The sequence below is a fragment of the Streptomyces sp. NPDC059456 genome (genome assembly GCF_042750055.1).
In the GTDB taxonomy this organism is placed as follows: Bacteria; Actinomycetota; Actinomycetes; order Streptomycetales; family Streptomycetaceae; genus Streptomyces.
This window is the reverse complement of record NZ_JBHYVA010000156.1, coordinates 1-14,390: the sequence shown is the minus strand read 5'-3', so window position 1 is coordinate 14,390 and position 14,390 is coordinate 1. Positions and strand designations below refer to the sequence as shown.

Annotated in this window: 15 protein-coding genes and 1 pseudogene; 10 read left to right on the top strand and 6 right to left on the bottom strand. The window is 72.8% G+C overall.

What is annotated here, in order from left to right; all coding sequences use genetic code 11:
• From ACFXA3_RS16305 to ACFXA3_RS16295, 3 genes and pseudogenes are all read left to right on the top strand, one after another.
• Positions 1-89: pseudogene (locus tag ACFXA3_RS16305) on the top strand (lytic transglycosylase domain-containing protein); the annotation flags it as partial.
• Positions 90-334: 245 nt separating this feature from the next.
• Positions 335-832: a DUF4232 domain-containing protein gene (locus ACFXA3_RS16300; protein WP_385187276.1), complete on the top strand. Its 498-nt coding sequence runs from the start codon at positions 335-337 to the stop codon at positions 830-832.
• Positions 833-903: 71 nt separating this feature from the next.
• Positions 904-1,464: a GNAT family N-acetyltransferase gene (locus tag ACFXA3_RS16295; protein WP_385187274.1), complete on the top strand. Its 561-nt coding sequence runs from the start codon at positions 904-906 to the stop codon at positions 1,462-1,464.
• A gap of 25 nt (positions 1,465-1,489) precedes the next feature.
• Here the strand turns inward: ACFXA3_RS16295 and ACFXA3_RS16290 are convergent, their stop codons facing one another.
• From ACFXA3_RS16290 to ACFXA3_RS16270, 5 genes are all read right to left on the bottom strand, one after another.
• On the bottom strand, positions 1,490-2,134 hold the full coding sequence (locus ACFXA3_RS16290) for a hypothetical protein (RefSeq protein WP_385187272.1): 645 nt from the start codon (positions 2,132-2,134) through the stop codon (positions 1,490-1,492).
• A 12-nt stretch (positions 2,135-2,146) separates the two neighbouring features.
• Complete coding sequence (locus ACFXA3_RS16285; RefSeq protein WP_385187270.1) at positions 2,147-3,307, bottom strand: LLM class flavin-dependent oxidoreductase; 1,161 nt, start codon at positions 3,305-3,307, stop codon at positions 2,147-2,149.
• 11 nt (positions 3,308-3,318) lie between these two features.
• The gene (locus tag ACFXA3_RS16280) at positions 3,319-4,365 is read right to left on the bottom strand and encodes an LLM class flavin-dependent oxidoreductase (RefSeq protein ID WP_385187268.1); all 1,047 of its coding nucleotides are present in this window, start codon (positions 4,363-4,365) and stop codon (positions 3,319-3,321) included.
• On the bottom strand, positions 4,362-5,741 hold the full coding sequence (locus tag ACFXA3_RS16275) for an NtaA/DmoA family FMN-dependent monooxygenase (protein ID WP_385187266.1): 1,380 nt from the start codon (positions 5,739-5,741) through the stop codon (positions 4,362-4,364). Before ACFXA3_RS16275 ends, ACFXA3_RS16280 begins: the two co-directional genes overlap by 4 nt.
• A gap of 133 nt (positions 5,742-5,874) precedes the next feature.
• Positions 5,875-7,101, bottom strand: coding sequence for an LLM class flavin-dependent oxidoreductase (locus ACFXA3_RS16270; RefSeq protein WP_385187264.1), 1,227 nt, complete (start codon positions 7,099-7,101; stop codon positions 5,875-5,877).
• A gap of 19 nt (positions 7,102-7,120) precedes the next feature.
• On the opposite strand from ACFXA3_RS16270, the gene ACFXA3_RS16265 reads away from it, so the two are divergent.
• From ACFXA3_RS16265 to nudC, 3 genes are all read left to right on the top strand, one after another.
• Positions 7,121-7,819, top strand: a complete 699-nt coding sequence (locus ACFXA3_RS16265; protein WP_385187262.1) for a PD-(D/E)XK nuclease family protein — start codon at positions 7,121-7,123, stop codon at positions 7,817-7,819.
• A gap of 10 nt (positions 7,820-7,829) precedes the next feature.
• Positions 7,830-9,236, top strand: a complete 1,407-nt coding sequence (locus tag ACFXA3_RS16260; protein WP_385187260.1) for a dipeptidase — start codon at positions 7,830-7,832, stop codon at positions 9,234-9,236.
• Positions 9,237-9,317: 81 nt separating this feature from the next.
• Positions 9,318-10,259 (top strand): NAD(+) diphosphatase, encoded by a 942-nt coding sequence (gene nudC, locus ACFXA3_RS16255; RefSeq protein WP_385187258.1) that lies wholly within the window; start codon positions 9,318-9,320, stop codon positions 10,257-10,259.
• A 92-nt stretch (positions 10,260-10,351) separates the two neighbouring features.
• Here the strand turns inward: nudC and ACFXA3_RS16250 are convergent, their stop codons facing one another.
• Complete coding sequence (locus tag ACFXA3_RS16250; RefSeq protein ID WP_054223160.1) at positions 10,352-10,612, bottom strand: mycoredoxin; 261 nt, start codon at positions 10,610-10,612, stop codon at positions 10,352-10,354.
• A gap of 132 nt (positions 10,613-10,744) precedes the next feature.
• Here ACFXA3_RS16250 and ACFXA3_RS16245 point away from each other — a divergent pair, with 132 nt between their 5' ends.
• The 4 genes from ACFXA3_RS16245 (at position 10,745) to ACFXA3_RS16230 (ending at position 14,361) form a co-directional block, all read left to right on the top strand.
• Positions 10,745-12,976 carry an ATP-dependent DNA helicase UvrD2 gene (locus ACFXA3_RS16245; RefSeq protein ID WP_385187256.1) on the top strand — a complete coding sequence of 744 codons (2,232 nt, stop codon included), beginning with the start codon at positions 10,745-10,747 and terminating at the stop codon, positions 12,974-12,976.
• A 167-nt stretch (positions 12,977-13,143) separates the two neighbouring features.
• A complete protein-coding gene (locus ACFXA3_RS16240) occupies positions 13,144-13,479 on the top strand; it encodes a hypothetical protein (RefSeq protein ID WP_385187254.1) in 336 nt (111 codons plus the stop codon).
• A 184-nt stretch (positions 13,480-13,663) separates the two neighbouring features.
• Positions 13,664-14,035 (top strand): WhiB family transcriptional regulator, encoded by a 372-nt coding sequence (locus ACFXA3_RS16235; RefSeq protein WP_030153506.1) that lies wholly within the window; start codon positions 13,664-13,666, stop codon positions 14,033-14,035.
• Entirely contained in the window at positions 14,032-14,361 is a 330-nt protein-coding gene (locus ACFXA3_RS16230) for a hypothetical protein (protein WP_054223157.1), read from the top strand. Before ACFXA3_RS16235 ends, ACFXA3_RS16230 begins: the two co-directional genes overlap by 4 nt.
• The last annotated feature ends 29 nt before the right edge of the window (positions 14,362-14,390 follow it).

Below are 14,390 nucleotides of genomic sequence, written 5' to 3'. Positions count from 1 at the left end.
AGATCAAGTGGGGCCTGGACTACATGAACTCCCGCTACGGCAGCCCGGTCGGCGCCTGGAACTTCTGGCAGGCCAACCACTGGTACTAAGCCACCACCCCGGTGGAAACCGTACGAACAGACGCTCGGCCGAGATTCTCCGGCCGGGCGTTTTGCGTGGGCGCACCGCCGTCGCGCTCGAAAGGTCGCGGGGACCGCCAGTCGCTAGAATGGTCCCATCAGGCCCGCACCGTGCAGGCATCCGTGCGGGCCGTTCTCCCGCAGACGGCGCGGACAGCGATCCGCGTGCCGTCCGTACCGGGACAACTCCCTTCGCTGGCACAGGAGTCGGCACCATGACCAACGTCCTGACCCGGGCGGCGACCATCGCTGCCGCCATGCTCTTCGCCACCACGGGCGCCGCAGTGGGCGCCACCCAGGCATCCGCCCTGCCGAGTGCCCCCGCCTGCCGCGTGGCCGACCTGAACCTGGCCATCGGCGGCCCGGACGGCGCCGCGGGCTCCCTCTACTACCCGATAAACTTCACCAACACCTCGACCCACACCTGCGCGTTGCGCGGCTACCCGGGCGTCAGCGTCGTGGACGTCCGGCACCACCAGATCGGGACCTCCGCGATCCGCACCGGCGAACCGGTGGACGCTGTCGCCGTCCGGCCCGGCGACAGCGTGAGCGCCGTCCTGCGGACCAACAGCGAGGGCGTGGCGGCGGGCTGCCGGCCGACGTCGACGTACGTCAAGGTCTACCCGCCGAACAGCTACCAGGCCGTGCAGATCCCCTACCACCTGCGGGTGTGCGGAGCCTTCGAGATCAGCCCGGTGCAGGCCGGCGACTGAGCACCGAGGAGTCCGGGGTCCTCGAGAGAAACCGATCGACACCCTGATCGGGATGGCGTTGGCTGCTCGGCATGACGCAACTGCGTACCGATCGACTCCTGCTCCGCCGGTGGCGGGCGTCCGACCTCGAACCGTGGGCGGCGATGAACGCCGATCCCCACGTCCGGGAACACCTGGGCGAGCTGCTCACGCGCGAACAGAGCGATGCCGTGGTGGAGCTCATGCAGACTCGGTTCGACGAGCGGGGATTCGGATGGTGGGCACTCGAACTACGGGAAACCGGTGCTTTCGTGGGCCGCGCCGGCCTCGACCGGGTGGACGCGGAGATGCCGTTCGAAGGGGTGGACATCGGGTGGCGGCTGACGCGCTCGGCATGGGGCCGCGGTTATGCCACCGAGGCGGCAAAGGCCTGTCTGGCCTTCGGCTTCGAGACCCTCGGGCTGCCGGAGATCGTGGCGTCGACGACGGTCCGCAACCTCCGTTCCCAGGCGGTGATGCGCCGCATCGGCATGACCCGGAACCCGGCCGACGACTTCGAGGACCCGAGCGTCCCCGAAGGACCGCTCCGCCGGTGCGTGTTGTACCGGATCGCCCGCAACGCGCCCGGCTCCTGCGGCCCTGCGGCGGGTTGAGCGCGGAGGGTACGGGCGCCGGAGTTCAGGGAACGGTGCGTTCGACGGTGGAGTGCACCCGCACCAGTGACGGCGACGCGGGAGCCGACGCGAAGCCGAAGCGCACGGGCGGGGTGACGGGGGCCAGGGGGCCGAGGTCGGCCCCGTCGAGGCAGGCCCGGGCCGTGACGATCGGCCACAGGTCGCCGGCCGCGTACCACTGGCGGCATCCGGGGCGCGAGCTGCCCCGCGTCCGTACGCCGGTCAGCAGGCGGGCGGGTCCGTCGGCGACGGCCGCCCACAGCGGAAGCCGGGCGAGCGGGCGGGGAACGGCCCGCAGGGCCAGGCCGAGGGCCCTGCGACGCCCGATCCGGAAGCACAGGTCGAGGGGTCCCGCCGCGACCTCCCACACCCCGTCGTGCCGGTCCACGCGCACCGGAGCCGTCCGGACCTCGTCGAACTGGTACACCCCGCCGATGTACTCGGCCGTCCCGGCGGTGGGCGCCAGCAGAGTGCGCCATCCGTCGGCGCGCTCCAGCATCACGTCACTGAACGCCCCGAACGGTGACCTGGGCCAGTGGCCCACGACCACGCGCGTGCCGGAGCGCGTTCCGACGGCGGCGATCCAGCCGTCGAACGTCAGCCGTTCTGATCCCACACCCCACGCGTACCCCGTGACCCGGCCGCGCATGCCGGCCGCCGGTCAGCCGCGGCGTTGCCACTCCTGCGCCAGCAGGCGGTACGAGCGGACCCGGTCCGCGTGCCCGTGGGTGATCGTCGTGATCAGCAGCTCGTCCGCGCCCGTGGCCTCCTGCAGCCGCTCCAGGTGGTCGGCGACGGTCCGGGCCGAGCCCACGAACTGCGTTTCCACCCGGTCCGCCACCAGCTCGCCGTCCTCCCGCGACCAGGGCAGGGCACGCGCCTGGCCGGGCGTGGGATAGGGGATCGCGCCCTCGGCCGTGCGGATGCTGCGCACCCAGGGCGCGTACCCGGTGGCCAGCTCGCGGGCCGTCGCGTCGTCCTCGGCGACCACCACGTCGGCCGAGACCGTCACGTACGGCCGGTCCAGCTCCGCGGACGGCTTGAAGGCGGCCCGGTACCCTTCCGCGGCTTCCAGCACCGTGGCCGGGCTGACGTGGTAATTCGCCGCGAAGCGCAGCCCGTTGCGGCCCGCGGTCTCCGCGCTCACCCCGCCGCTGCTGCCCAGGATCCACACCTGTACGTCGGCTCCCTCGCCGGGAACGGCGTGCGCCTCCACACCCTCCGGCGTACGGTACTCGCCGCGCAGCAGCGCGAGGACGTCGTCGACCTGCTCGGAGTAGTCCTGCGGCTGCGCGCCCGGCAGGCTGAGCAACTTCTGCTGGAGCGCCACCCGCGGGTGACCCAGCAGATGGGCGAAGGAGAACCGGTCCGGGATGCGCAGCCCGTTCGGGGCGTACCCGTCGACGACCGGGGTGGCTCGGACCGGCGGCGGCGCGGGCTCGTCCGCCCCCTCGTCCGGCGTCGGCCGGCGCCGCTGCGGCGGGCCCGCCGAGCGGCCCAGGCCCAGGTCCAGCCGCCCGGGGTGCAACGCGTCGATCAGGCCGAACTCCTCCACCGTCGACAGGGCGGTGCGGTGGCCGAGCTGCACGGCGCCGGAACCGATCCGGATGGTGCTGGTGGCGGAGGCGGTCAGGGCCAGGACGACCGCGGGGGAGGTCCCGGCGACGCCCGGGTTGAGGTGGTGCTCGGCGAACCAGTAGCGGGCGTAGCCGAACGCCTCGGTACGGCGGGCCAGGTCGATGCTGTTCTTGAGGGCCTCGGCGGCGGTCGAGCCGGACGTGACCGGGACGAGGTCGAGGACCCCGAGGGGGATTCCGGACATGGCCTGGCTCCTTACAGGTCGGGGAAGGACGGGTCGGGTATCTCCCGGCGCAGCACCGGGGCGATCTCCGACCGGAAGAGTTCGAGGGAGGAGCGGTGCTCCGCCTCGGGGAGCCCGCCCGCCTCGGCCTGCAGGTGCAGGACGGTGTGGCCGAACTCCGCGTGGTAGCGGTGGACCTTCTCGATCACCTGCTGGGGGCTGCCGATCAGCGCCGAGCTGCGCTCGACGAAGTCCTCCAGGGTCGCGAAGACCGGCTCCACGCCTTGTGCGCGGTGCGCCGCCAGGTACCGGGCGAAGGCCGGCCGGTACGCGGCGACGGCCTGCTGAGAGGTGCGCGCCGCGTGGTACCCGGCCGTGCCCGCACCGACGACGGCGTGCGCCGGGTCGTGCCCGTGGTGTTCCCAGCGCTCCCTGTAGTACCGGACGAGTTCCGCGTACGGGCCGATGGGATGGGTGACGTTCGCCGAGAACAGTGGGTCCCCGTAGCGTGCCGCCAGGTCCACCGACTCCCGGCTCGTCGCGCTGCCGTGCCAGACGCGCAGCCTGCGCTGGTACGGACGCGGCAGCACCTCCGCGCCGTTCAGCGCCGGGCGGAAGCGCGGTTCGGCGGTCACCTTGTCCTCGCGCCAGATCCGCCGGAACAGCTCGTAGCTCTCGGAGTTGCGCTCCCACTGGTCCTCGGGCGTCACGTGGAACAGCTCGCGCTGCGCCGTGCCGTTGCCCTTGCCGATCATCAGTTCCAGTCGGCCGCCGCTGAGGTGGTCCAGGGTCGCGTAGTCCTCGTACGCCCGCACCGGGTCCAGCAGGCTCAGCGTGGTGACCGCGGTGAAGAGCCGGATCCGGCTGGTCAGGGCGGCGATGTGGGCGAGCACCACCGGCGGGGAGGAGGACAGGAACGGCCGTTCGTGGCGCTCACCGACGCCGAACCCGTCGAAGCCGAGCTCCTCCGCGCGCAGGGCGCTCGCGACGACTTCGCGGAACCGCTGCCGGGTGGGGGGTGCGGCGCCCGTCACCGGGTCCGCGTCGTCGGTGATCAGGGTGATGGCCAGGAACTTCACGAGGCCGCCGCCCGCCGGCCGGCGGTGGCCCGGGGCACGGCGAGGCCCAGGTGGTCGCGCAGGGTGGTGCCCTCGTACTCGCTGCGGAAGACCCCGCGTTCCTGGAGCAGCGGGACGACGGTGTCGGCGAAGGCGTCGAGGCCGCCCGGGGTGATGTGCGGGACCAGGATGAAACCGTCGGCCGCGTCCGCCTGCACCAGCGTGTCGATCTGCTCGGCGACCGTCGCGGCCGAGCCGACGAAGGTCTGGCCGGAGGTGGTGGCGATGACCAGCTCCCGGATCGAGAGGTTCTTGGCCTCGGCGAGCGCGCGCCACTGCCGGGCGGTCTCGAGGGGGTCGCGGAACTGGCGCACGCTGGCGCGGCCGAGGGCGATGGTGTTCTCACCGGTCAGCGGGTCGACGTCGGGCAGGGGACCGTCGGGGTCGTAGCCGGACAGGTCCCGGTTCCACACGTGTTCGAGGTACTTGATCGCGGTCTGCCCGCTGACCTGGAGGCGGCGCACCTCGTGGGCGGCCTCGCGGGCTTCGGCGTCGGTGTCACCGAGGACGAACGTGGCCGCGGGCAGGATCTTCAACTGGTCCTCGGTGCGCCCGTACTTCGCGAGGCGGCGTTTGACGTCGGCGTAGAACGCCCGGCCCTCGTCGAGGGTCCCGTAGCGGCCGAAGATCGCGTCGGCGTCGGAGGCGGCGAACTCGCGGCCCTCGTCCGAGTCGCCCGCCTGGAAGATCACCGGGCGGCCCTGCGGGCTGCGCGGCACGTTGAAGCGGCCCTCGATGTCGAACTGCGGGCCCTTGTGGGCGAAGGCCCCGGCCCGGGCGTCGCGCAGGAAGGTGCCGGACCCGGCGTCGGCGACGATCTCGCTGCCGTCCCAGGAGTCGAACAGCTCGTGCGCGGTGGCCAGGAACTCCTTCGCGCGGCTGTAGCGCTCCTCGCGGGGCAGGAAGCCTCCCCGCCGGAAGTTCTCGCCGGTGAACGCGTCCCAGGAGGTGACCACGTTCCAGGCGGCCCGGCCGTCCGACAGGTGGTCCAGGGAGGCGAACTGGCGGGCCACTTCGTACGGTTCGTTGAAGGTGGAGTTGATGGTGCCGGTCAGCCCGAGGCGGTCGGTGACGGCCGCGAGGGCGGCCAGCACGGTGAAGGTGTCGGGCCTCCCGACGACGTCCAGATCGTAGATCTGCCCGCCCTGTTCGCGCAGCCGCAGCCCTTCGGCGAGGAACAGGAAGTCGAACTTCGCGCGCTCCGCGGTCCGGGCGAAGTGGACGAACGAGTCGAAGTCGATGTGGCTGCCAGCCGCCGGGTCGCTCCAGACGGTGGTGTTGTTGACGCCCGGGAAGTGGGCCGCGAGGTGGATCTGTTTGAGCGGCTTGGTGGGCATGGTTCGTCCTTCCGGGGCGAGAGGCGAGAGACGACGTGTGAGAGGCGAGAGGCGAGAGGCGAGGGGCGGGGGCGGGGCGAGAGACGACGCGAGTCGAGGCGAACGGGGCGATGAGGGGCGGGTGAGACGCGCCTCAGGCCGCCGGGGCCGTGGCCGCGGCGGCGTAACGGTTGGCGGGCCGGCCGAGCCCCAGCAGGCCGCGCAGGGTGTCCGCCTCGTACTCCCGGCGGAACAGGCCCCGCCGCTGGAGCTCCGGAACCAGCGCGCGGGTGATGGCGGGCAGGTCGTGGGCGATGACCGCGGGCCTCAGCAGGAAGCCCGACAGACCGGCCTCCCGGCGCTCGTGGAGCAGCTCGGCCAACTGCCCCGGGGTGCCGGTGAACACGGCGTCGTCACCGTCGTACGGTTCGCGCGCGAGCTCGTCGAGGCGGCCGCGGCGGTCGGCCGCCGCTCCGGGGGCCTCGTCGAGGAACACGGTCAGCTCCCCGAAGAGGTGCAGCGGCCGTTCGGCGAGCCCCGCCGAGGCGCGGAGCCCGCGGACGGCGGTGACGGCGGCCCGTGCCTGTTCGGTGTCGCGGGTGACGAGCCGGCCGATGTCGGCCGACCGGGCGATGAGCCCGTACGCCGCACTGTCGGCGGCGCGTGCGCTCACGAGCGGCTGGCCCTGGGGCGGGCGCGGTGTGATCGAGGGACCCCGGACACTGAAGTGGCGGCCTTCGAAGTCGATGTGGTGCAGCTTGTCGCGGTCCACGAACCGGCCGCTCGCCACGTCGCGGATCTCCGCGCCGTCCTCCCAGCTGTCCCACAGCCGCCGGATCACCTCGACGTGGTCGGCCGCCTCCTCGTGCAGTTCGTCCTCCGGGAGCGGCGCCGGGCGGCGGCCGAAGTGCCCTTTCTCGTGGGGGAGTCCGGAGACCTGTACGTGCACTCCGGCGCGGCCGCGGCTGACGTGGTCGAGGGTGGCCACCGCCTTGGAGACGTGGAAGGGCTCGGTATGGGTGGTGGTCACGGATCCCACGAGCCCGATGCGGCGGGTCAGCGGGGCCACCCGGGCGGCGGTAAGGACCGCGTCGAGCCGGCCACGGACGCGGTCCGTGCGCTCGTCGTGGCCGGCGGGGGAGGAGGACTGGAGGGCGAGCCCGTCCTCGAAGGCGACGAAGTCGAGCAGCCCGGCCTCCGCCTCCGCGACGAGGCCGGCCCAGTAGCGGGCGGTGAACAGCTCGGCGGGCCCGGGGGGCCCGCCGGCGCCCCCCCGGTTTACCCCGCCGGGGGCCCCCGCCCCGCGCCGCCCGGGCCCCCCGCCCGCGCCCCCGCGCGGCGGGCCGGCACGGGACCGCCGTGCGGCGCAGACCGCCCTCACGTCCGAAGAGGCGCGGGCCGTGGCCTCCTGGGACCGGGATCTCGACGCCCTCGAGGGCGAGCTGCGGCGTGCCCGCGCCGCCGTGCGCGACGTCGAGCTGCCGGCCGCGCTCTCGGCCAGCCAGCTCCTGCGCCTCGCCGCGGACGCCCAGGGCTTCGCCCGTGATCTCGCCCGCCCCATGCCCAAGCCGCCGCAGCCCGCCGCCCGCCAGGGCACCCGGTTCCACGCCTGGGTCGAGTCCCGCTTCGACGAGCTGCCCCTCCCGCTCCTCGACGTCCTCGACCCGGCCACCGAGCTGCCCGGCTCCGACCAGGAGATCGCCGACGAGGCCGACCTCGACTCCCTCAAGGCCGCCTTCGAGCGCAGCGAGTACGCCGAGCGCACCCCGTACCGGATGGAGGTCCCGGTCCAGCTCACCCTCGCCGGCCGCGTCATCCGGGGCCGGATCGACGCCGTGTACCGCAACCCCGACGGCTCGTACGAGATCGTCGACTGGAAGACCGGCCGCACCACCGAGGCCGATCCGCTCCAGCTCGCCGTCTACCGCCTGGCCTGGTCGGAAACCACCGGCACGCCCCTCGAGGAGGTCGCCGCCGCCTTCCTCCACGTCCGCAGCGGCCGCGTGATCCGGCCCCGGGACCTCCCCGACCGGGCCCGTCTTGAGCGGATCCTCCAAGGCAAATCGGACACGGACAGTGACGCGCAACCCGACAGTTAGGCTCGTAGGCATGAGCGAAACCCCGGCGGACAGCGTCGTCCGCACGTACATCGGCACCCACCGCGCCGCCTTCCTCGACGACCTCGCCGAGTGGCTGCGCATCCCCTCCGTCTCGGCCCAGCCCGAGCACGCGGACGACGTACGCCGCAGCGCCGAGTGGCTCGCCGCGAAGCTCAAGGAGACCGGCTTCCCGGTCACGGAGGTCTGGGAGACCCCCGGCGCGCCCGCCGTCTTCGCCGAGTGGCCGAGCGCCGACCCGGACGCCCCGACCGTCCTCGTCTACGGGCACCACGACGTGCAGCCCGCCGCCGTCGCCGACGGCTGGCACACCGACCCGTTCGAGCCCGTCGTCAAGGACGGCCGGATGTACGCGCGCGGCGCCGCCGACGACAAGGGACAGGTCTTCTTCCACACCCTCGGCGTGCGGGCCCACCTGGCCGCGACCGGCGCCGAGGCCCCGGCCGTGCACCTGAAGCTGCTCGTCGAGGGCGAGGAGGAGTCGGGCTCCCCGCACTTCCGCGCGCTGGTGGAGCGGGAGGCGGAGCGCCTCGCCACCGACATCGTGATCGTCTCCGACACCGGCATGTGGTCCGAGACCACGCCCACCGTCTGCACCGGCATGCGCGGCGTCGCCGACTGCGAGATCGACCTGCACGGGCCCGACCAGGACATCCACTCCGGGGCCTTCGGCGGGGCCGTGCCCAATCCGGCCACCGTCGCCGCCCGCCTGGTCGCGGCGCTGCACGACGCCGACGAGCGGGTCACGATCCCCGGCTTCTACGACAACATCGCCGAGCTCACGGACGAGGAGCGGGCGCTGATCGCCGAGCTGCCGTTCGACGAGTCCGAATGGCTGCGCACGGCCAAGTCGCACGCCGCCGCGGGCGAGAAGGGCTACTCCACCCTGGAGCGGGTCTGGGCCCGCCCGACCGCCGAGGTCAACGGCATCGGCGGCGGCTACCAGGGCCCCGGCGGCAAGACCATCGTGCCCGCCTCCGCCCACCTGAAGCTCTCGTTCCGGCTGGTGTCCGGGCAGGACCCGTACGAGGTCGAGGCGGCCGTCAGGGACTGGGTCGCCGCGCGCATCCCGCAGGGGATCCGCCACTCCATCGTCTTCGGCGCGCCCACCCGGCCCTGCCTGACGCCGCTGGACCACCCGGCGCTGCGGTCCGTCGTCCGGGCCATGGGCCGCGCGTTCGGCGAGAAGGTCCGCTTCACCCGCGAGGGCGGCTCCGGACCCGCGGCGGACCTCCAGGACGTCCTGGACGCGCCCGTCCTGTTCCTCGGCATCTCGGTGCCGTCCGACGGCTGGCACTCGCCGAACGAGAAGGTCGAGCTGGACCTGCTCATGAAGGGCGTCGAGACGGCGGCCTACCTGTGGGGCGATCTGGCCGGGGGCCACGGGAACCCCGCCTGACCCACACAGCCGCACCGTGCCACCCGGCCATGAGCCACGCGTCACCCGTCACTGAGCCTGCCTGTCCCACCACCGGGGGAGTTGGAAGTACCTGTGAGCACCCATACCGAGCACCCGATCTCGCTCGCCGCGCCCAGCGGGATCGACCGCGCCGCGCACCACCGCCTCGACGAGGCCTGGCTCGCGGCCGCCTGGAGCCACCCGACGACCCGCGTCTTCGTGGTCTCCGGCGGTCAGGTCCTGATCGACGACACCCCCGACGGGGAGACCGGGATCGTGATGACCCCGGCCTTCGAGGCCCCGCTCACCGAGACGCACCGCTACTTCCTGGGCACCGACGACGACGGCGTGCGGTACTTCGCGCTCCAGAAGGACTCGCTGCCGGGCCGGATGGACCAGTCGGCCCGCCCGGCCGGCCTGCGGGAGGCCGGGCTGCTGCTGGGCCCGCGCGACGCCGGGCTGATGGTGCACGCCGTGGCCCTGGAGAACTGGCAGCGGATGCACCGCTTCTGCTCCCGCTGCGGCGAGCGCACGGTGGTCGCGGCCGCCGGGCACATCCGGCGCTGCCCCGGCTGCGGTGCCGAGCACTACCCGCGCACCGACCCGGCGGTGATCATGCTGGTCACCGACGAGCACGACCGTGCGCTGCTGGGCCGCCAGGTGCACTGGCCGGAGGGGCGCTTCTCGACGCTGGCCGGGTTCGTGGAGCCGGGCGAGTCGATCGAGCAGTCCGTCGTCCGCGAGGTGTGGGAGGAGGCGGGCATCAAGGTCGGCGAGGTCGAGTACGTCGCCAGCCAGCCCTGGCCGTTCCCGTACAGCCTGATGCTGGGCTTCACGGCGCGCGCCACCACCACCGAGATCACGGTCGACGGCGAGGAGATCCAGGAGGCCCGCTGGTTCTCCCGCGAGGAGCTGCGCGCCGCGTTCGAGAGCGGCGAGATGGTGCCCCCGTCGGGGATCTCCATCGCGGCCCGCCTGGTCGAGCGCTGGTACGGGGAGCCGCTGCCGCGCCCGGTCGCGTAGGGCCCGCTCGCACCACGCCCGTCGGACAGCAGAAGGCCCCCGCCACGGCGGGGGCCTTTCTGTGCGCTGCGCACCGGTCCGGTGGCCGGAGGTCAGACGGCGAGGGCCTGCTTGACCTGGGCCAGGCTCGGGTTCGTCATGACCGACTCGGCCCCGGCCGGGGACACCACGAGGACGGTCGGGACCGTCTGGTTGCCGCCGTTCGCCTTCTCGACGAACGCCGCGGACTCGGGGTCCAGCTCGATGTTGATCTCGTTGTACGCGATGCCTTCCCGGTCCAGCTGGGTCTTCAGCCGGCGGCAGTAGCCGCACCAGGTCGTGCTGTACATCGTGACGGAACCCGTGTCCTGCATGCTGCGGTCTCCTCTGTGGGGTCTGGGTGCTGGTCCGAGTACTCGAACGTACGGGACCGCGGGGCCATTCCCGCAGCCGCGGTGCCCCTGGTACGTCAGGTGCGTCACGCGGGCCGCGGACCGGTACGACGAATGCGCGCACCCTGTGGACGGGTTTCCCGTCCGCCCCTCGGGACCTGGCAGCATGGCGGGGTGACATCAGCAACGCACTCCTCATCCTTCCCCGCCGGCGCGGACTCGGCCGACGCGGTGCTCCTGGGCCTGGACCCGGAGCAGCGCCAGGTCGCGACGACCCTGCGCGGGCCGGTGTGCGTGCTGGCGGGCGCGGGCACGGGCAAGACCCGGGCGATCACCCACCGGATCGCCTACGGGGTCCGCTCGGGCCAGCTGATGCCGGCCAGTGTGCTGGCCGTCACGTTCACCAACCGCGCCGCCGGCGAGATGCGCGGCCGCCTGCGCTCCCTGGGTGCGGGCGGGGTGCAGGCGCGGACGTTCCACTCCGCCGCCCTGCGCCAGCTCCAGTACTTCTGGCCCAAGGCGATCGGCGGCGAGGTGCCCCGGCTCGTCGAGCGCAAGGTCCAGCTCGTCGCCGAGGCCGGCGCGCGCTGCCGCATCCGGCTCGACCGCGGCGAGCTGCGCGACGTCACGGGCGAGATCGAGTGGGCGAAGGTCACCCAGACCGTGCCCTCCGACTATCCGGCCGCAGCCCTCAAGGCGGGCCGCGAAGCCCCCCGGGACATGGCGGAGATCGCCCAGATCTACGGGACGTACGAGCAGCTCAAGCGCGACCGCGGCGTGATCGACTTCGAGGACGTGCTGCTGCTCACGGTCGGCATCCTCCAGGACCGGCACGACATCGCCGAGCAGATCCGCACCCAGTACCAGCACTTCGTGGTGGACGAGTACCAGGACGTCAGCCCGCTCCAGCAGCGGCTGCTGGACCTGTGGCTCGGCGAGCGCGACAGCCTCTGCGTCGTCGGTGACGCCAGCCAGACGATCTACTCCTTCACCGGGGCCACCCCGGACCACCTGCTGAACTTCCGCACCCGCTACCCGCAGGCCACCGTGGTCAAGCTGGTCCGCGACTACCGCTCCACCCCCCAGGTCGTCCACCTCGCCAACGGGCTGCTGGGCCAGGCCAAGGGGCGCGCCGCCGAGCACCGCCTGGAACTGGTCTCCCAGCGCGATCCCGGCCCCGACCCGGTGTACGCCGAGTACCCCGACGAGCCCGCCGAGGCCGAGGGCGTCGCGCTGCGGATCCGGGACCTGATCGCGGCGGGCGTCCCGGCCGGCGAGATCGCCGTGCTCTACCGCATCAACGCCCAGTCCGAGGTCTACGAGCAGGCGCTCGCCGACGCCGGGGTGCCGTACCAGCTGCGCGGCGCCGAGCGCTTCTTCGAGCGCGGCGAGGTGCAGAAGGCGATCCTCGCCCTGCGCGGCGCCGCCCGCTCCGGCGGCAACGACCCCCTGCTCGACGACGTCGTCGAACTCGGCTCCCAGGTCCGGGCCGTCCTCAGTTCCACCGGCTGGACCACCGAGCCGCCCGCCGGCTCCGGCGCCGTCCGCGACCAGTGGGAGTCCGTGGCCGCCCTGGTCCGGCTCGCCGAGGACTTCGCCCGGAGCCGGCCCGGCGCGACCCTGGCCGACCTGACCGTCGAGCTGGACGAGCGCAGGGCGGCCCAGCACGCCCCGACCGTCCAGGGCGTCACCCTCGCCTCGCTGCACGCCGCGAAGGGCCTGGAGTGGGACGCCGTGTTCCTGGCCGGTCTCACCGACGGCATGATCCCGATCACGTACGCCAAGACCGACGAGCAGGTGGAGGAGGAACGCCGGCTCCTCTATGTCGGCGTCACGCGGGCGCGCCACCACCTGACGCTCTCCTGGGCGCTCTCGCGGGCTCCGGGCGGCAGGCCCTCCCGACGCCCCAGCCGCTTCCTGAACGGGCTGCGGCCGGGCTCTGCGGCCCCCGGCGGCCGTGCGGGCGCCGGGGCAGGGGCCGAGCGGGCGCCGCGCGCCCGCGGGCGCCGTGGACCGGCGCTGTGCCGGGTGTGCGGCAAGACCCTCACCGAGGCCGGCGAGCTGAAACTGATGCGCTGCGAGGACTGCCCGTCCGACATGGACGAGGGCCTCTACGAGCGGCTGCGGGAGTGGCGCGCGGGCCAGGCGAAGGAGCAGGGACTGCCCGCGTACTGCGTGTTCACGGACAAGACGCTCGTCGCGATCGCCGAGGCCGCACCGTCCGAGGAGGGCGAGCTCTCGATGATCTCTGGCGTCGGCGGCCGCAAGCTCGACCGGTACGGAGCCGATGTCCTGGCCATCTGTGCAGGTCAAGAGCCTGGGGGCAGCCATCCTGACGACGCGTAGAAACTCGTCGGAAAAATAGTTTGCACATGCCCAGCGAATCCCCATAGGTTCTTAGCAACGGAAACGGTGGCTTCTCCGAAGCTCCGGATCCGTGCTGTACTTATCCGAATACGTATGGGACAGGCCCCCGGGCCCCGTCCCCGAGACGCCGAGAGGAGGCGAGACCAGTGACCAGCTTCATCACCACCACCAAAATGACCGATCGCTCGGTCGCCGCTTCCTGCACGCTCGGCTCCTCCTCGCTCCTCCCGCTCCTGGGTACCGGTCTGTCCGCGATTTCCGCTGACAGCCCTGCCCTGCAGGCTGCGCCCTCGGCGCTCCTGGCGAGCGCGCGGAATGAGCGACCGACCCAGGCACCGGTGGCAGTACTGGAAGCCCAGGCGCATGGCGCCTATGGGTTTGCGGCCGCAGCCGGTGCCGGATCCAAGACGACGCAGACGAAGCAGCAGCACCACCTGATGTGGGCCTTCCGTGGGCTCGAACCCTGGAGTGATCCAGCCTGATTTCCAGATCAGGCCGGCGCCTTCAGGGCCGCGGAACCCCACCCGGGATCCGCGGCCCTTCTGTTTGTCCCCGAACGGGGACGGCAGCACGAAGGAGCCTCGGGACTGGCAAGACCAGGTACCAGCCGCCCCCGGCCGAACCCGGCCGGAACGACTAGCCAACCAAGACGAGGAAGAAAACACCGTGCAACTCGAAGCGCACGCCCCGTCCGTACCGCAGACCCAGACGATCTCCCCGCCCGCAGTCCCGGAGGACTCCACCTTGACTCCCCTCACCGCGCTGACCGCGCTCGACGACGCCATCGAGAACCTCGGCGTACCCGTCGCCTGCCGTACCTACGACCCCGAGGTCTTCTTCGCCGAGTCCCCGGCCGACGTCGAGTACGCCAAGTCCCTGTGCGCCACCTGCCCGCTGGTCGAGGCCTGCCTCGCCGGTGCGCTCGAGCGCCGCGAGCCCTGGGGTGTCTGGGGTGGCGAGCTGTTCGTCCAGGGCGTTGTCGTAGCCCGGAAGCGCCCCCGTGGCCGTCCGCGCAAGAACCCGGTTGTCGCGGCATGACCGCCATCGGAACCATCGACCGCCCCCTGACGCACGACCCCTTGAAGCAGGCCCTCATGACCGCCCACACGACGAGCGAGCAGCCGCACGGCTCCGCCACCGCAGACTTCATCACCGCCGGCGCGATCACCTCGCGTCAGAACAGGACCCGCGAAATGCAACTCATCCCAGAAGCCCTGGCCCGTGCCCATATGGACGACCGCATGCGTGAGGTCGACGCCGAGCGTCGCGCCCTGCGCCTGGTCGCCGCCCGCCGCATGCAGCGGCGAGCCGAGCGCGTCTCGCTGCGCGCCCGGCGGGCGCTCGCCATGGCCGTCATGCAGTAAGCAGCCACGCAGCCGCCGCTGACCAGCGG